Source organism: Streptomyces sp. M2CJ-2 (assembly GCF_016757295.1).
GTDB lineage: Bacteria > Actinomycetota > Actinomycetes > Streptomycetales > Streptomycetaceae > Streptomyces.
On record NZ_JAESIF010000002.1, the window covers coordinates 189,798 to 207,005 of the forward strand.

The window sequence follows — 17,208 nt, forward strand, 5'->3', positions numbered from 1 at the left end:
ACAAGCGTGTGGAGAAGCGCCTGATCATTGGGGACAACTGGCTTCAGCCTGTGGGTTGCTGGTGGAAAACTTTGTGCACAGGCTGTGGATCATTGCTTCGTCCACAGCCTGTGGAGATCGTTTGTCCACGGATCCACAGGCGGTTGACCTGGCTCGATGGTGCCCCAACAGGCGGGGCTGTGGACAGTTTCGGGACAACTTCACAGTCCCCAGGATGTGGACGGGAGAAAGTTGCCACATCTGTGGAGGACAGCCGTAACCCGGGGCCGAAATCGAACAGTGGACGGGACGCCGAGGGCCGCGAGGGCCGGCCCTCGCCGGTCGGCAGGCGCACGAAGGCCGGTCGGCAGGCGCACGAAGAAGGGCGCCCCCGGATTGTGGTCCGGGGGCGCCCTTCTTCGTGCGCCTGAGGGCGCTCAGCCGGCCTTGATGCGGTTGGTGAGCTCGGTGACCTGGTTGTAGATGGAGCGCCGCTCCGCCATCAGGTTGCGGATCTTGCGGTCCGCGTGCATCACCGTCGTGTGGTCGCGGCCGCCGAACAGCGCGCCGATCTTCGGCAGCGACAGGTCCGTCAGCTCACGGCACAGGTACATCGCGATCTGCCGTGCGGTCACCAGGGCGCGGCCGCGCGAGGTGCCGCACAGGTCCTCGACCGTGAGCCCGAAGTAGTCGGCGGTCGCGCTCATGATGGCCGTCGAGGTGATCTCCGGCGCGGAGTCGTCGCCACCGGGGATCAGATCCTTCAGGACGATCTCCGTCAGCCCGAGGTCCACCGGCTGCCGGTTGAGCGAGGCGAACGCCGTCACCCGGATCAGCGCGCCCTCCAGCTCGCGGATGTTCCGCGAGATCCGGGAGGCGATGAACTCCAACACCTCGGGCGGGGCGTTGAGCTGCTCCTGCACCGCCTTCTTGCGCAGGATCGCGATCCGTGTCTCCAGCTCCGGCGGCTGGACGTCGGTGATCAGACCCCACTCGAAACGGTTCCGCAGCCGGTCCTCCAGCGTCACCAACTGCTTGGGCGGCCGGTCACTGGAGAGCACGATCTGCTTGTTGGCGTTGTGCAGCGTGTTGAAGGTGTGGAAGAACTCCTCCTGCGTCGACTCCTTGTCCGCGAGGAACTGGATGTCGTCGACGAGCAGGATGTCCATCTCCCGGTACCGCTTGCGGAAGCTGTCGCCCTTGCCGTCGCGGATGGAGTTGATGAATTCGTTGGTGAACTCCTCCGAGCTCACGTACCGCACCCGCGTGCCGGGGTAGAGACTGCGCGCGTAGTGGCCGATGGCGTGCAGCAGGTGGGTCTTGCCGAGCCCGGACTCCCCGTAGATGAACAGGGGGTTGTACGCCTTCGCGGGTGCCTCGGCGACCGCCACCGCCGCCGCGTGCGCGAAGCGGTTGGAGGCACCGATGACGAACGTGTCGAAGAGGTACTTCGGGTTCAGCCGCGCGGTCGGCTCACCGGGGCCGGTCGCCGGCGCGGGCTGCGCGGCCAGCGGGCCGGGCGCCCCGCTCGTGGGCAGGTTCGGGCCGACGGGGCCGCCGCGGTGGACGTGCCCCGAGCCGGACGGGGGCTCGGGGAGCTCGCGGCGGGCGGCGTCGCGCTGGTCGTAGTCACCGCGGTCGTAGCCGCCACGGTCGTAGTTGCTGCGGTCGTACTCCGCGCGTGACGTCTCGTAGTCGGAGCGCTGCTGCTCGTAGGAGGAGCGTTCCATCGGCTGCGGACGGTAGTCCTGCGAGGGCGCGCCGCCGTAGCCGTCCTGGGAACCGTAGGCGTTCTGCGAGGGCGAGGCGTACGGGTCGCGGTCGGGGAAGCCGAGGCGCTGTTGCTGCCAGCCGTACTCGTCCTGCCCCGGTCGCGGCCAGGAGCTGGGCTCCGGGCGCTGGTACTCCGAGGGGTAGGCGGGGCGGGCGGTGGGGAGCTGGTCGCCGGGCGGTCCGGGGTCCTGGTCGGTGCGGCGCCGGCCGTAGCCCTCGTACTGCTCGTGCTCCTGGCGGTCCGGTCGCTCCTGCCGGGTGGGAGGGAGCTCGGGCTCCTCGTAGCGCGGCTGAGGGCGGGCGACCGGCGGGGCGGGGGGCTCTCCCGCGGAGTCGTCGACGGTGATGGCGATGCGGATGGGGCGCCCGCACTCGCGGCTCAGGCTTTCGCTGACGATCGGCGCGAGGCGGCCCTCGAGCACGCCCTTGGCGAACTCGTTCGGTACGGCGAGCAGCGCGGTGTCGGCGACCAGCGCCAGCGGCTGGCAGCGCCGGATCCAGTGTTCGTCCTTTCCTTCGACTCCCTGGCCCCGGCCCTCACCGAGCAGCTCTTCCAGTACGCGTGGCCACACTGCGGCAAGATCGGCAGGTACGTCAGCCACAGGGCACGCTCTCTCACAGGTCCCTCGAACGTGTGATTCGGGGACGGGTCGGGGTTGTAAAGGGGGTGGTCGAGGGACAAAGGAACGAATCGGAGTTCCGTCACGGTAGTCAGGGCGGCCGGTGTGGTTCAAGTCGTTGTCCCCAGCCTGTGGACAAGTGTCTCCCCGCGACTGCTGGTTTGACCGAAGGACGCAGCCGCGCGTACCGTGACGAGGTCGAGTTGTCGATGGCTGCTGCCGCCTGCCTCCGATGGGCACAGATCACGCAAGATGATCGGTCAGCGGTGCACTCGGGCGTAACGCGAGCTACTCGTGGGCGCACGGTGACAGCCAGGACGGCACCCCGCAATCAACGACATCTTTCTGGAGCCCCCGAGTGAGCAAGCGCACCTTCCAGCCGAACAACCGTCGTCGCGCGAAGACCCACGGCTTCCGGCTGCGTATGCGCACCCGTGCCGGCCGCGCGATTCTCGCGTCCCGCCGTGGCAAGGGTCGCGCCCGCCTGTCCGCCTGATCCCGATCAGGTCATGACGTCGTGCTGCCCACCGACAACCGGCTGAGGCGGCGCGAGGACTTCGCGACCGCGGTACGACGAGGACGCCGGGCTGGACGCAGGCACCTCGTCGTACACCTTCGCAGCGGTGTCACGGACCCGCATGTGTCTGGGGAGAGCGCTCCCTCGACACGTGCGGGTTTCGTCGTGAGCAAGGCTGTGGGGGGAGCGGTCGTGCGGAACAAGGTGAAGCGCAGACTTCGCCACCTGATGCGCGATCGAGTGGCCCTGCTGCCCCCCGGTAGCCTGGTAGTCGTACGAGCGCTGCCCGGAGCGGGCGACGCCGACCATGCACAACTGGCCCAAGACCTGGATGCCGCTCTGCAGCGGCTGCTGGGAGGGGGCACGCGATGAAGTACCCGCTGCTGGCTCTGATCAAGCTCTATCAGTGGACGATCAGTCCGTTGCTGGGGCCTGTATGCAAGTACTACCCGTCGTGTTCCCACTACGGCTACACGGCCATCGACCGGCACGGTGCCATCAAGGGCACAGCACTCACAGCCTGGCGCATCCTGCGGTGCAATCCGTGGTCGCTGGGTGGTGTGGACCATGTCCCGCCGCGCAAGCGCCCGCGGTGGCACGAAATGCTGCGTGACGCCTGGCGTGCACGCAAGGGCGGGCCTGCCTCCGCCGAACCGGCCACCGAAGGACAGACTTCTTCCGTAAGTCCGACGGGCCCTTCGAGTCCGGCCGCAGAGACCTCGCCCCATGCCCAAGGAGCATGATTAGTGGACACGATTGCCAGCCTCTTCAGCTTCATCACGACACCTGTCTCCTGGGTCATCGTCCAGTTCCACTCCGTGTACGGGGCCATCTTCGGCCCCGACACCGGGTGGGCCTGGGGCCTGTCCATCGTGTCCCTGGTGATCCTGATCCGTATCTGCCTGATCCCGCTCTTCGTGAAGCAGATCAAGGCGACGCGCGCGATGCAGACGCTCCAGCCGGAGATGAAGAAGATCCAGGAGCGCTACAAGAACGACAAGCAGCGTCAGTCCGAAGAGATGATGAAGCTGTACAAGGACGCGGGCACCAACCCGCTCTCCTCGTGCCTTCCCATCCTGGCGCAGTCTCCGTTCTTCTTCGCTCTGTACCACGTGCTCAACAGCATCGCGTCCAACGACACCATCGGCGTGATCAACGAGCGTCTGCTGGAGAGTGCGCAGAAGGCGCACATCTTCGGCGCCCCGCTCGCGGCGAAGTTCACGGACAGCGCGGACAAGGTCGAGGCCCTCAACGCCTCGCTGACCGATGTGCGGATCGTCACGGCCCTGATGATCGTCTTGATGTCGCTGTCGCAGTTCTACACGCAGCGCCAGCTGATGACGAAGAACGTCGACACCACGGTGAAGACGCCGTTCATGCAGCAGCAGAAGATGCTGATGTACGTCTTCCCCGTCATCTTCGCCGTCTTCGGCATCAACTTCCCGGTCGGTGTCCTCGTCTACTGGCTGACCACCAACGTGTGGACCATGGGCCAGCAGATGTACGTCATCCACAACAACCCGACGCCGGGCTCCAAGGCGCAGGCCGCATACCTGGAGCGCCTTGCCAAGCACGTCGCCCACCACGGCAAGACCCGTAATCGCCGTGAGCGCACCATCGTCAAGACCATCATGGCCAAGGGCCGGGACCGCAACGAATACGAGCGCAAGTTCATCAACGGTCTGAGCAAGGCGGGCCTCGTGGCCCAGGCCGATGGCGCGGTGATCAAGGGCGATGCCACGGCCGCCGCGCAGGCCGAGGACGGCTCTCCGGCCACGACCCAGACCGCGAAGCGTCAGCAGCCCAAGCGGCAGACCAAGTCCCAGCGTCAGGGCGGTGCGGCGAAGGCGGCTGGTGAGCCCACCTCGCTGACCAAGACCGAAACGCCCCAGGACGACGTCGACTCCGCCGCCGCTGCCAAGAAGGGCAACGCGAAGTCCGGCGGAAGCACCCGCAGCAGGGCCCAGTCCGGACAGCGCAAGGGCCCGCAGCGGCCCAAGTCCCCGTCCAAGAAGTAAGAAGGAGTCCATCCCGTGACGGAAGGCACCACCTCCACCGCTGCCGAGGGCGCAGACACCCTGACCCGCCTGGAGCAGGAAGGTGAGATCGCAGCGGACTACCTGGAGGGTCTGCTCGACATCGCCGACCTCGACGGTGACATCGACATGGACGTCGAGGCCGACCGTGCCTCCGTCTCGATCATCAGCGACTCGGCCGGCCGTGACCTGCAGAAGCTGGTCGGTCGGGACGGTGAGGTGCTGGAGGCGCTCCAGGAGCTCACGCGTCTGGCCGTGCACCGGGAGACCGGGGACCGCAGTCGGCTCATGCTCGACATCGCGGGGTACCGCGCCAAGAAGCGGGCCGAGTTGTCCGAGCTGGGCGCGAAGGCCGCCGCCGAGGCCAAGAGCAGTGGTGAGCCCGTGAAGCTCGCCCCGATGACGCCGTTCGAGCGCAAGGTCGTGCACGACGCGGTCAAGGCCGCCGGCCTGAACAGTGAGTCCGAGGGCGAGGAGCCGCAGCGCTTCGTCGTCGTGCTTCCCGCCTGAACGGTTCCACGTTCCACCGGCCCCGTCTGTTGCGCAGGCGGGGCCGAATTTTGTCAGCCTGATAGTTCTGTGGTGCCGGCACTCGAGGCCGGCACGCTACGGAAGGACGGTCCCCCGTGACGGAGGCAGCAGAGCTTCCCCCCGCGCCCGAGCAGGCTCGTGAGGTGTTCGGCGATCGCTTCGCGGACGCGGTGCGTTATGCGGAGCTGCTTGCTGAGGCGGGCGTTCAGCGTGGTCTGATCGGCCCGCGGGAGGTGCCGCGCCTGTGGGAGCGGCACCTGCTGAACTGTGCGGTGCTCTCGGAAGTCGTGCCCGAAGGCGTCACGGTGTGCGATGTCGGTTCAGGTGCCGGTCTGCCGGGCATCCCATTGGCGCTGGTCCGTGAGGATCTCAAGATCACGCTGCTGGAACCACTGCTGCGGCGTACCACCTTCCTGACCGAAGTCGTGGAGCTGCTGGGACTGGACCATGTGACGGTCGTGCGTGGCCGGGCCGAGGAGGTCATGGGCACGATGTCTCCGGTGCACGTGGTGACCGCACGAGCCGTGGCGCCGCTCGACCGCCTCGCCACGTGGGGCATCCCCCTCCTTCGGCCGTACGGAGAGATGCTCGCGCTCAAGGGTGACGCCGCCGAGGAGGAGCTGAAGAATGCGACCTCGGCGCTGAGCAAGCTCGGTGCCGTGGCGACATCGGTCGTGCATGTGGGTGAGGGGGTGGTGGATCCGATGTCCACAGTGGTGCGGGTCGAGGTGGGGGAAAGTCCCGGCGGTGTGCGCTTCGCGGCGAAGCGCGCGAAGGCTGCTCGCACCGGGCGTGCGCGGCGCCGACGCGGATAGGGGCGTGGTCTGCCGGGCAGCAGGACATCCGATGGGCAGGCTTACGCCCGGAAGGGGTGGACGTACTCCACACAAGTAGCCGAACCGCCGTGGACCGGAGTGTCGTGGCAGTGCGGCCCCGGCTGCTGTGCATCGTGTTTCACGTGAAACGTCGCTCCCTGCTGCACGGCATCATCAGTCGCGGTCGCGCCGCGGCCGAGCCCCGCGATCGTAAGCCTCTCGGTTCACGCGGAGAGGGTCCTGTTCCCAACGAGACTTCGCCCCCCTCAGGGGGTACGGAGTTGTCCACAGAAGTGGATTTCTCCACAGAACGTCAGGCCTCACTGGTTCACGACCCCGAAGGCATGGGAGGCTCTGTTCATTGCGAGCTTGAAGTCGAGGAGAGTGAATCCACCTTGCGGTCCGACGCCAACATCGCGGGACCGATGACCGACCCGGTCCCCGGTCCCCGTGCCGAATCGATGGGGGCAGATGTTTCACGTGAAACACCGCCTCCTATGGACGACGCTCCCATCGGCCGTGCTGCCCAACTGGCGATGGATGCACTGGGCCGCGCAGGTGAGGGCCTGCCACGGCCCGAGCAGACACGCCTCATGGTGGTCGCCAACCAGAAGGGTGGCGTGGGCAAGACGACGACGACCGTCAACCTCGCCGCGTCACTTGCGCTCCATGGCGCTCGGGTCTTGGTGATCGACCTCGACCCCCAGGGCAACGCCTCTACGGCTCTGGGGATCGACCATCACGCCGAAGTTCCCTCCATCTATGACGTATTGGTCGAGAGCAGGCCGCTGGCAGAGGTTGTCCAGCCGGTCCCCGACGTGGAGGGTCTCTTCTGCGCACCCGCCACGATCGATCTCGCCGGCGCGGAGATCGAGCTGGTGTCGCTGGTGGCGCGGGAGAGCCGACTGCAGCGTGCCATCCATGCCTACGAGCAGCCGCTGGACTACGTCCTCATCGACTGCCCTCCGTCCCTCGGCTTGCTGACGGTCAACGCGATGGTGGCGGGACAGGAGGTCCTGATCCCGATCCAGTGCGAGTACTACGCCCTGGAGGGCTTGGGGCAGCTGCTCCGCAATGTCGATCTGGTGCGGGGCCACCTCAACCCCTCCCTGCACGTGTCGACGATCCTGCTCACCATGTACGACGGCCGGACGCGCCTCGCGTCCCAGGTTGCGGACGAGGTGCGTAGTCACTTCGGCGACGAAGTATTGCGGACAAGCATTCCTCGCTCTGTGCGCATCTCGGAGGCGCCGAGTTATGGGCAGACGGTGCTGACCTACGATCCTGGATCGAGCGGTGCCCTCTCCTACCTTGAGGCGGCACGCGAAATCGCGCTGAGGGGCGTTGGCGTCAGCTATGACGCATCGAACGCACACATCGGTGCACAGCAGAACGATCCGAGCATGGTGGAGGGCGTCCAGTGAGTGAGCGACGGAGGGGGCTGGGCCGTGGTCTTGGCGCACTTATCCCAGCTGCCCCGACAGAGAAGGCGGTCACCCCGACTGTGACGGGAGGTGCAGCTTCTGCCTCTTCCGCTGCGCCTCAGGTGCTGCCGAACGAGCGCGGGGTGGCCGTGGCCAAACTGGCCGCGCTTCCCTCTGTTCCACGTGAAACAGAGGAGTCGTCGACGCCTGGCGCAGCGGAGATGCCCATGCCTCCCCTGGGAGCACACTTCGCGGAGATTCCCCTCGAATCCATCAAGCCGAACCCGCGTCAGCCGCGCGGAGTCTTCGACGAGGATGCGCTGGCAGAACTTGTCACGTCCATCAAGGAGGTCGGCCTCCTCCAGCCCGTCGTCGTGCGGCAGGTCGGGCCCACGCACTACGAGCTCATCATGGGTGAGCGCCGTTGGCGGGCGTGCCGTATCGCGGGGCTCGAAGCCATCCCGGCGATCGTGCGGGCCACGGAGGACGAGAAGCTCCTCCTGGACGCCCTTCTGGAGAATCTGCACCGTGCCCAGCTGAATCCGCTGGAAGAGGCAGCCGCCTACGACCAGCTGCTGAAGGACTTCAACTGCACGCATGATCAGCTGGCGGACCGCATCGGCCGTTCCCGCCCGCAGGTTTCCAATACCCTGCGCCTGCTGAAGCTCTCGCCGAGGGTTCAGAGCCGGGTGGCTGCCGGAGTACTCTCCGCCGGGCACGCGCGGGCCTTGCTCTCCGTGGAGGACTCCGAGGAGCAGGACCGGCTGGCCCATCGGATCGTGGCCGAGGGTCTCTCGGTGCGGGCTGTCGAGGAGATCGTGACCCTGATGGGGTCCGGGCCGCAGAAGTCGCCGCGATCCAAGGGACCGAGGGCGGGTGCCCTGGTGTCTCCGGCGCTGTCCGATCTGGCCACCCGTCTTTCGGATCGTTTCGAGACGCGGGTGAAGGTCGACCTGGGCCAGAAGAAGGGGAAGATCACCGTCGAGTTCGCCTCTATGGAGGACCTCGAGCGCATTCTTGGCACCCTCGCTCCTGATGAGGGGCCGGTTCTGCAGAAGAGTCTTGTGGACGACGACTCCATGGAAGATTCCTGAGGCTTCGGCTCGGTCAGTCGAACAGCCGACCGTGGGCGGATCGTGTCCGGTATATCCCGGAAACGATCCGCCCTTTGCTTTCCGGCGGTATCGGCGGAATCGCTTCATGGATACGATGCGGTGAGACAGGGTGTGTCCACCGCCAGCACCTGAATCTCTGAGCGCAAGGCAGGACCATGCGAATGATGAGCCGCACCGGACGGGTGGGAGCGGGGCTGGCGATTGCCGCCTTCGGAGGGTTCATCGGCAGCCTGCTCAAGGAGCGGCACGCTCTGGCAGTCGCTCGTGAGGCAGCAGGCGGAGGAAGCGAGGAACAGGCTTCATGGGGCGTCGGCTCGTACCGCTCACGCTGGACAACCTTCAAGACCTTCCCCAGCGCTGTCGCTCGTGTGTCTTCTGGGAGCTCGACCCCGTCAGTGGTGAGACAGCAGTAACAGCGGGGACGTCAGCGGTCGAGAAGGAGTCGTGGATCTCGGCTGTGCTGCTGGACTGGGGGTCCTGCGGAAGAGTCGTCTATGTCGATGACATCCCCGTGGGTTTCGTTCTCTACGCCCCGCCTGCCTATGTGCCGCGTGCCATGGCGTTTCCCACGAGCCCTGTGTCGTCCGATGCCGTGCAGCTGATAACCGCGTTTATCGTGCCGCGCTACCAGGGACAGGGCCTGGGGAGAGTGATGGTGCAGACGGTGGCGAAGGACCTGTTGCGTCGAGGAGTCAAGGCGATCGAGGCCTTCGGCGACGCGCGTTGGAAAGAACCGGCCTGTGTTCTACCCGCTGACCACCTCTTGGCCGTGGGGTTCAAGACGGTACGTCAACATCCCGCGTATCCCCGGCTCAGACTGGAGCTGAGGACAACACTGTCGTGGAAGGACGATGTCGAGATGGCGTTGGACCGGTTGCTCGGAGCCGTTCAGAAGGAGCCGGTGTTGCGCCCCCTCTGATGCGTCGCGCGCTGGTGTACGTCATGCGAATGGGCCGACCCAGATGGGTCGGCCCATTCGTGTTTCACGTGAAACGTGCGCCGCCGACGAGACGGCCGACGCTCATTCGCTGATGAATTCTTCGAGGTCGCGGACGATCGCGGCCTTCGGCTTGGCACCGACGATGGTCTTGGCGACCTCGCCACCCTGGTAGACGTTCAGGGTCGGGATGGACATGACGCCGTACTTGGCGGCCGTACCCGGGTTCTCGTCGATGTTCAGCTTGACGACCTCGATCTTGTCCCCGTACTCCGAGGCGATCGCTTCGAGGGAAGGGGCGATCTGGCGGCACGGACCGCACCAGGCGGCCCAGAAGTCCACCAGGACGGGCTTGTCACTCTTGAGGACGTCCTGGTCGAAGGAGTCGTCAGTCACATTCTTCAGGGTGCCGGCCACGGCGGGCTCCTTAACTGGTTGGTGCGTGGTGAGGGTGGAGGTCAGACAGAGGTCTTCTCGGGCTCGGCCTGCTCCCCGTCCGCGAGAGCGGCAAGGAACCTCTCGGCGTCGAGGGCGGCAGCACAGCCCGTACCGGCCGCGGTGATCGCCTGGCGGTAGGTGTGATCGACCACGTCACCGGCACCGAACACTCCGGTGAGGTTCGTACGCGTCGAAGGCGCATCGACCTTCAGGTAGCCCTCTTCGTCCAGCTCCAGCTGACTCTTGAAGAGCTCCGTGCGAGGGTCATGCCCGATCGCGATGAACAGGCCGGTCACCGCCAGGTCCGAGAGTTCGCCGGTCTTGACGTTCCGCAGCTTCAGACCCGAGAGCTTCTGGTCGCCCTGGACCTCTGCGACCTCGCTGTCCCAGACGAACGAGATCTTCGGGTCGGCGATGGCACGCTCCTGCATCGCCTTCGAGGCCCTCAGAGTGTCGCGGCGGTGGACGACCGTGACGGACTTGGCGAACCGCGAGAGGAAGGTGGCCTCCTCCATTGCGGTGTCGCCGCCGCCGATGACGGCGATGTCCTGGTCCTTGAAGAAGAAGCCGTCACACGTGGCACACCACGAGACACCACGGCCGGCGAGGGCATCCTCGTTCGGCAGGCCGAGCTTGCGGTGCTGCGAGCCGGTGGCGACGATGACGGCCTTCGCCTTGTGGACCGTTCCTGCGGTGTCCGTGACGGTCTTGACCTCTCCGGTCAGGTCGACGGCGACCACGTCGTCCGGAATGAGCTCTGCCCCGAAGCGCTCTGCCTGGGCGCGCATGTTGTCCATGAGCTCGGGGCCCATGATGCCGTCCTGGAAGCCGGGGAAGTTTTCGACATCGGTGGTGTTCATCAGCGCACCACCGGCGGTGACGGCGCCCTCGAACACCAGGGGCTTCAGCGACGCACGGGCGGTGTAGAGGGCTGCCGTGTAGCCGGCCGGCCCCGAACCGATGATGATCACGTTACGGACGTCGCTCACGGCTTGTTTCCTCGTCTCTGGTCTGTGTCATCCGACCGGTGGGAGCTTCTGTCGGAACTCTCACCTCACCCAACGGATCCTAAGGGGCGAGCATTCCCGCTGTGCCTGAGCACACCGATGGAGCTGACAGACGCGGTTCCCGAGCGGGCGCGGGCAGGCGCACACCGTACGAGATACCACTCAGGACGGAGACGAAGCGTCGACTGTCAGCCGCGGGTGTAAGAGCTCTTCAGTAGAACCTTCGCCGTGGTGACAGAGGACGGATTGCCGACGCAGGCGGTATCGACGATGTAGGCAGTCACACGGGTGTCGTCGGAGGGGTGGGGAAGCAGTACCAGGAGAGCTTTTCGCCCCTTGTAGATGCCCTGCTCTGTGGCGAGCGCGGCGTCATTGCGACCGATTCCCTCACGGACGCATGCCGGGACCGTGGGTTGCTGGAAAACCCTGGGGCTGGCGGCTTCGGCCTCCGACTCCATTTCCAAGGTCTGCGGCATGCGGGAAGATGCGCCCTTCCGCTGGTTCTGCGTGAGGAGATCGGAGACCTGCTTCCCCAGCTCACCCTCGGAGAATGTGTCCGAGGCCGTCTGATGAACGCCGCCCGGGCCCGTTTCGTCGTTCTGGGACGTCAGGAACAGCGTGCCGAGCCCCAGAGCCGCAACGGTGAACACGGTCCCCAGCACAGCGGCCTTGCGGCGGCCGCGTTGCATGCGGTCCTTGCGACCTGGACCGGTCGTGGAAGGGCGCGGGCGCCCCGCGGGGCGGTCCGTCGGCGTCGATGTTTCACGTGAAACATGCGCGCGGTCCTCATCGGATGGGGAAGGGGAGACGCCGGCTGGCTCTGCGACGTTCTCTGGCCCCGGCGCCCTGGCCTGCAGCAGCGCTTCCGCGGCGAGCGCGGCATCGATACGGCTTGCCACCTCGGCAGGCATACGCGGTGGACCCGGCATCGTGCCAAGCAGTCCCCGGATCTCTTCCAGCGACGCATGGACGTCCGCGCAGAGGTCGCATTCGTCCAGGTGTCGGCGCACAGCGGCGGTTCGAGCGGGTGGCAGGAGCCCTTCGGTGAGGTCGGAGATCTCTGCGATGTCCGGGTGCTCCGTCATGCCTGGTGTCGATGTCACGCTGTTCCACCTCCGCCCTTCACTGCCGCTGGGTCACTCGGCCCCGTCCCCGGTGGATCCGCTCGATGCGGTCCCGCTGCAGGTGGGACGGATGCCTCCTGCGTCCGGTTCCTTTTCCCATCCTGCTTCCTGCTGTCATCGCTCCCGTCCGGCCGTAGATGTTGCAGAAGGGGCAGGAGCCTGGCTCTGCCTCGGGCGCAGCGGCTCTTCACCGTGCCGGTGGGCACATCGAGGATGCGGGCGGCCTCCGCGACGGGGTAGCCCTGCATGTCCACCAGTACGAGAGCCGCCCGCTGATCGGGTGGGAGAGTTCCCATGGCCGCTATGAGCTGACGGTGCAGATCGTTGCGCTCCGCAGGAGCCGAGGCGGACTCGTGGGGCTCCAGTAACTGCTCCAGGCGCTCTGTGTCGTCGACAGGGGAGGTTTTCCGGGATGCGGCCTTGCGCGCACGGTCCAAGCACGCGTTCACCGTGATCCGGTGGAGCCATGTCGTGACGGCCGACTGACCTCGGAAGGTGTGGGCGGCCCGATAGGCGGAGACAAGAGCGTCCTGAACTGCGTCAGCGGCCTCCTCGCGGTCCCCCAGCGTCCGCAGGGCCACCGCCCACAACCGGTCCCGGTGTCGGCGTACCAGTTCGCCGAAAGCTTCGGGATCGCCCTCCACATGGCGGGCGAGGAGGTCCTGATCGCTTGTGTCGCGGTGCGTGGTGCCGTCCGGCATCGGACCCCCCTCCCCTCGCTCGGTGAGACGTCAGCCGGTGAACTTCAGGTCGGTGATGGCCTGCTTGTATCCGGCGCTGCTGTAGCCGTCGGCGGGCGCGTTCGGGACGGCCGTGATCCACAGCAGTACGTACTGCGTCTTCACCGAGTCCGACACCTTCACGTCCAGAGACCCAGTACTGGTCGTGGCGGATCCGAGCTTCTTCATGCCGTCGATCCCGGTCGAAGGGGACAGCGAGTCCGTGGCGTAGAGGTGCACCGTCGTGTGGTTACCGGTGTACCGGAGTCCTATCGACGCCGTCGAGATCTCCTTGGCCGAGCCGAGGTCGTAGACGATGCCCACTCCGGGTTTGTAGGGCGCGAGCGTCGGACCGGCGTTGTACTTCTTGGTCCGCCAGTAGGTCGAGTCGTCGTTGTCGTAGGTCTTGGCGACATCACCGGGGGCCTGGGCCGAACCCGTCGCTACGTACTCCTGAGCGTCTTGGATCGTGAGCGGCTTGGACGGCTTGGGTTTTTGGGGGCTCTTGTCGTTGCCGTCCGTCGTCTGCGTCCTGTTCGTGTCGTCCGCGCTGCCGCCCTGGTCGATCAAGGCGTCTGCGAGCTGCCAGCTGCCCAGGCCGAGCGCGGCGATCAGCAGCGCTGACACGGCCCACTTCAGTGCCTTGCCCGTACGGCTCTGCAGCGGTGGTGGCGGGGCCGGCACCGGTTGGGTGACGCCCAAACCGGGCGCCGGCCGTCCGTAGGAGCCCTGCTGGTACGTCGTGCGCTGATACTCCGGCGGGGTGGTGAAGACAGGTTCCGGCGGGCGGATGCGGGGCATCTCGCCGATCGCCTTCACCAGTTCCTCCGGCGTGGTGCACGGGGACTCGTGGCGGGAGGCGGTGGCGCCGTCGTTGGCCAGCGCCCGCATGGCGAGTTCGGACAGGCCGCGGTGGACACCGGCCCGCACCTGGTCGGGCGGGATCAGACCGATGTCCTTCGGCAACCCTGACAGACCGTATGCGTCGATCTCGTACGGCCAGCGCTGGGTGAGCGCCGCGTACAGCAGGGCACCGATGGATTCGGTGTCGGTGCGCTGCGGGGTGTCGGATTCGATGCCGCGCAGTGCCGCGTTCACGGCGAGGCCCCGAATGCGCCACTGGCCCGTCGAGGTGCGCAGGACCGCATTGGGGTTCAGCCGCAGATGGGCGAGTCCCTCGCGGTGGGCCGCGGCCATGGCGGAGGAGATCTGACTGGCCATCTGGTAGGCGTCGTACACCTTGAGCGGGCCGACCGCCAGGAGCGTGGTCAACTCGGTGGCGTCGGGGAGCCATTCGTGTACGACGTAGACGACGTCGTTCTCCTCGACGGCGTCCAGGACCTGAACGAAGCGGGGGTCGCCCAGCAGGGCGGAGGCGCGGGCCGAGGCCAGGACGGAGCGGGCACGGGAGTGGTCCGCGGGCAGGATGTGCACACCGACGGCGCGGCGGAGCTTCTCGTCCACGGCACGCCAACTGCTGAATCCGTCCAGACGGGTGACGCACTCTTCGAGACGGTAGCGTCTGGCGAGCTTGTGACCGCTGTGCAGTTCGAGCGGCGACGTCGTCCCGGAACCGTCGGTCCCGGTGTTCTCCTGTGCTGCGTCGCTGTCCGTGTCCTGCTCCCGGTTCTTGACCACCCCGTCGGCCGTGGACTGGTCCGCCTGCGCGGTCAGCGGCTGCTCGCCGCTGTTGTCTGCCACGTCGACGGCAGCTGTGCTCCGTTCCGCCACCGTCGTTCCCTGCCTCCCCATCCATCGCGCGTCGGCCGACCGCCCTCGCGCGTTGTCCGACGCCAAAACCAATTGTGCCCACAGTCCGCCGCTATGCACGACACACAAGGGCTGACGATGGTTGTGCGGTTACCCGTGACTCAGCGTCCCAGGCGTCCGCGGACCATACCGACCAGCGAGTTGACCTCCACGATGCGCATCCGGCGGGCGGCGACGAAGAAGACGCCGAGCAGGACGGCCCCACCGGCCAGCAGCGCGGCGAACGAAGCTCCGGCGCCCTGACCGAGACTGTGCCCGATGCCGTAGCAGACCGCACCGCTGAGCAGCGCGGCCGGAACCGAGGCGATGCACAGCCGGGCGTACGTCCGCAGTACCCGGGCACCGTCCAGGTCCCCGCCCAGCCGCTGGCGCAGCCGGCGCCAGGCGACACCGACGCCGGTCACGTAGGCAAGGCCGTACGCGGCGGCCATGCCGACCACGGCCCAGCGGGCCGGGAGAACGAAGAAGCAGACGGCCGAGGCGATCGCGTTGACCGCGGCCACGATGACCGTGTTGTAGAAGGGGGTCCGGGTGTCCTCGTAGGCGTAGAAGGCACGCAGGACGACGTACTGCACGGAGTAGGGGATCAGGCCGAGGCCGAAAGCCATCAGCATGTAACCCATGTTGGTCGCTGCGCTGATGCCCGAGGAACCGAAGATCAGGGTGCACATCGGGATGCCGAGCGAGATGAAGCCGAAGGCGATCGGCACGATCGCGACGGCTGTGGTGCGCAGGCCCTGGGAGATGTCGTCCCGGACGGCGCCGCTGTCGTCCTCTGCCGCCGAGCGGGAGATGCGGGGCAGCAGGGCGGCCATCAGCGAGACGGTGATGATGGCCTGCGGCAGGCCCCAGATCAGCTGGGCGTTGGCGTAGGCGGCGAAGCCGGTGCCCTTGACGCCGGAGTTAAGGAGGGCAGCGGTGGACAACTGGATCACCACCAGCGCGCCCGCCTGGTTGGCGAGCACGAACAGGATGGTCCACTTGGCGAGCCTCGCCGCCTTCCCCAGACCGTGACCCCTCCAGTCGAAGCGCAGACGGATACGGAATCCCGTCTCGCGCAGGTACGGGATCATGGCCAGGGCCTGGACGACAAGGCCGAGCAGGATACCGATGCCGAGGAGACGCTGGCCTTCCGGCGGAATGCTCGTGACGGTCATCTTCGAGTCGGCGGCGGTGCCGTAGACGTAGATGAACGTACCGAGTGTCACGATGATGACGATGTTGTTGAGGACCGGGGTCCACATCATCGCGCCGAACCGACCGCGTGCGTTGAGGATCTGTCCCATCACCACGTGTACGCCCATGAAGAAGATCGAGGGCAGGAAGTAGCGGGTGAAGGTGATGGCGACCTCGTTGGCCGCGGGGTCGGAGGCGACCGGGTTGGACAGTGCACGCACGAGGAGTGGCGCGGCGAGCCACGCGACGACGGTGAGTGCGGCCAGGGCCGCCATCACGAGGGTCAGTAGTCGGTTGGCGTACGCGATGCCACCGTCGGCATCGTCCTTCATGGCGCGGACGAGCTGTGGCACGAAGACGGAGTTGAGGCCGCCGCCGACGGTGAGAATGTAGATCATGGTCGGCAACTGGTATGCGACCTGGAACCCCTCGCCGAGGAGGCCCAGACCGAGTGCCGAGACGATCAGCGCGGAGCGGATGAATCCCGTGAGGCGCGACACCATCGTGCCCGCCGCCATCACGGCACTGGACTTCAGCAGCCCTCCGGCCCGGCCGCCTTTCTTCGTGGGCGGCACGGGAGCCGGTTCCGGTGCGGGAGGCTCGGCGGTAGGCGGTGGTGTGGCTCCCGCGTAGTGGCCGGGCGCCGCGGAGGCCGGGCCGGGTACCGGAACCGACTCGGGGGACTGCCGACCGGCCACCGACTGGTGGCCGGGACGCCCACCGCCGTGCTGTTCGGCGTGGCCGTCCTGCTGCTGATCGCGGAACAGGTGGGCGAAGGCGTCCGGCTCACGGCGCTGGTCTCCGGCCTGGCCGACCAGGTCGTCCACACCCACGAACTGCGTCGTGCGCGGATCATCCCCGTATGGGAGGTATTGGTTCGGAGTGTCCGGTTCCGGCGCCGGGGCCTGAGCCCATACCCGTGGGTCGGGTGCGTGGGGCGATCGGGGAGGCTGCCCGTACAGCGGCTGCTGAGGGGGGTACGTGCCCGGTGGGGGCGGGGGGTGCGCCGCGCGGTCGTACAGGGCTTCCGCGACCGGGTCCTGGGCGGCGATGTCCTGCGCGCGGTAGGGGTCCTGGTCGTAGGCGTCCTGGAGATACGTATCAGCGGGCGGCTGCGGAGCCTGGTCGTGCCCGGGCGGCGGACCCTCGGGCGGGTCCGACTCGGGGTGGCCCGAGTTGCCCGCGGCATGGCCGCGGTCACCGTCGTACGGCGCGTTCATGGTTACC

General features: G+C 67.1%; 16 protein-coding genes. 9 read left to right on the forward strand and 7 right to left on the reverse strand.

From position 1 onward, the window contains the following. Positions 1–416: 416 nt before the first annotated feature. On the reverse strand, positions 417–2,354 hold the full coding sequence (dnaA, locus tag JL475_RS03290) for a chromosomal replication initiator protein DnaA (RefSeq protein WP_202275001.1): 1,938 nt from the start codon (positions 2,352–2,354) through the stop codon (positions 417–419). 376 nt (positions 2,355–2,730) lie between these two features. Here dnaA and rpmH point away from each other — a divergent pair, with 376 nt between their 5' ends. The 9 genes from rpmH (at position 2,731) to JL475_RS03335 (ending at position 9,729) form a co-directional block, all read left to right on the forward strand. Beyond that, the gene (gene rpmH / locus JL475_RS03295) at positions 2,731–2,868 is read left to right on the forward strand and encodes a 50S ribosomal protein L34 (protein WP_003949374.1); all 138 of its coding nucleotides are present in this window, start codon (positions 2,731–2,733) and stop codon (positions 2,866–2,868) included. 21 nt (positions 2,869–2,889) lie between these two features. Beyond that, the gene (gene rnpA, locus JL475_RS03300) at positions 2,890–3,261 is read left to right on the forward strand and encodes a ribonuclease P protein component (RefSeq protein ID WP_202275003.1); all 372 of its coding nucleotides are present in this window, start codon (positions 2,890–2,892) and stop codon (positions 3,259–3,261) included. Beyond that, positions 3,258–3,632, forward strand: a complete 375-nt coding sequence (gene yidD / locus JL475_RS03305; RefSeq protein ID WP_202275005.1) for a membrane protein insertion efficiency factor YidD — start codon at positions 3,258–3,260, stop codon at positions 3,630–3,632. The genes rnpA and yidD overlap by 4 nt, the downstream gene beginning before the upstream one ends. 3 nt (positions 3,633–3,635) lie before the next feature. Continuing rightward, positions 3,636–4,907 carry a membrane protein insertase YidC gene (gene yidC / locus JL475_RS03310; RefSeq protein WP_202275007.1) on the forward strand — a complete coding sequence of 424 codons (1,272 nt, stop codon included), beginning with the start codon at positions 3,636–3,638 and terminating at the stop codon, positions 4,905–4,907. 15 nt (positions 4,908–4,922) lie between these two features. Next, the gene (locus JL475_RS03315) at positions 4,923–5,435 is read left to right on the forward strand and encodes a R3H domain-containing nucleic acid-binding protein (protein ID WP_202275009.1); all 513 of its coding nucleotides are present in this window, start codon (positions 4,923–4,925) and stop codon (positions 5,433–5,435) included. A gap of 116 nt (positions 5,436–5,551) precedes the next feature. Beyond that, positions 5,552–6,271 carry a 16S rRNA (guanine(527)-N(7))-methyltransferase RsmG gene (gene rsmG / locus JL475_RS03320; protein WP_202275011.1) on the forward strand — a complete coding sequence of 240 codons (720 nt, stop codon included), beginning with the start codon at positions 5,552–5,554 and terminating at the stop codon, positions 6,269–6,271. A 344-nt stretch (positions 6,272–6,615) separates the two neighbouring features. Beyond that, the gene (locus tag JL475_RS03325) at positions 6,616–7,695 is read left to right on the forward strand and encodes a ParA family protein (protein ID WP_202275376.1); all 1,080 of its coding nucleotides are present in this window, start codon (positions 6,616–6,618) and stop codon (positions 7,693–7,695) included. Next, entirely contained in the window at positions 7,692–8,789 is a 1,098-nt protein-coding gene (locus tag JL475_RS03330) for a ParB/RepB/Spo0J family partition protein (protein ID WP_202275013.1), read from the forward strand. The genes JL475_RS03325 and JL475_RS03330 overlap by 4 nt, the downstream gene beginning before the upstream one ends. A gap of 322 nt (positions 8,790–9,111) precedes the next feature. Continuing rightward, positions 9,112–9,729 (forward strand): GNAT family N-acetyltransferase, encoded by a 618-nt coding sequence (locus JL475_RS03335; protein ID WP_202275014.1) that lies wholly within the window; start codon positions 9,112–9,114, stop codon positions 9,727–9,729. Positions 9,730–9,831: 102 nt separating this feature from the next. Here JL475_RS03335 and trxA read toward each other — a convergent pair whose 3' ends face one another. The 6 genes from trxA to murJ form a co-directional block, all read right to left on the reverse strand. Beyond that, positions 9,832–10,164, reverse strand: a complete 333-nt coding sequence (gene trxA, locus JL475_RS03340; protein ID WP_202275015.1) for a thioredoxin — start codon at positions 10,162–10,164, stop codon at positions 9,832–9,834. Positions 10,165–10,205: 41 nt separating this feature from the next. After that, the gene (gene trxB / locus JL475_RS03345) at positions 10,206–11,174 is read right to left on the reverse strand and encodes a thioredoxin-disulfide reductase (RefSeq protein ID WP_202275016.1); all 969 of its coding nucleotides are present in this window, start codon (positions 11,172–11,174) and stop codon (positions 10,206–10,208) included. 206 nt (positions 11,175–11,380) lie between these two features. Then, positions 11,381–12,295: an anti-sigma factor gene (locus JL475_RS03350; protein WP_202275017.1), complete on the reverse strand. Its 915-nt coding sequence runs from the start codon at positions 12,293–12,295 to the stop codon at positions 11,381–11,383. Then, positions 12,292–13,017, reverse strand: coding sequence for an RNA polymerase sigma factor SigM (gene sigM / locus JL475_RS03355; RefSeq protein WP_202275018.1), 726 nt, complete (start codon positions 13,015–13,017; stop codon positions 12,292–12,294). Before sigM ends, JL475_RS03350 begins: the two co-directional genes overlap by 4 nt. A 30-nt stretch (positions 13,018–13,047) precedes the next feature. Continuing rightward, on the reverse strand, positions 13,048–14,766 hold the full coding sequence (locus tag JL475_RS03360; protein WP_202275019.1) for a protein kinase family protein: 1,719 nt from the start codon (positions 14,764–14,766) through the stop codon (positions 13,048–13,050). A 140-nt stretch (positions 14,767–14,906) separates the two neighbouring features. Beyond that, complete coding sequence (gene murJ, locus JL475_RS03365) at positions 14,907–17,201, reverse strand: murein biosynthesis integral membrane protein MurJ (RefSeq protein WP_202275020.1); 2,295 nt, start codon at positions 17,199–17,201, stop codon at positions 14,907–14,909. Between the last annotated feature and the right edge of the window lie 7 nt (positions 17,202–17,208).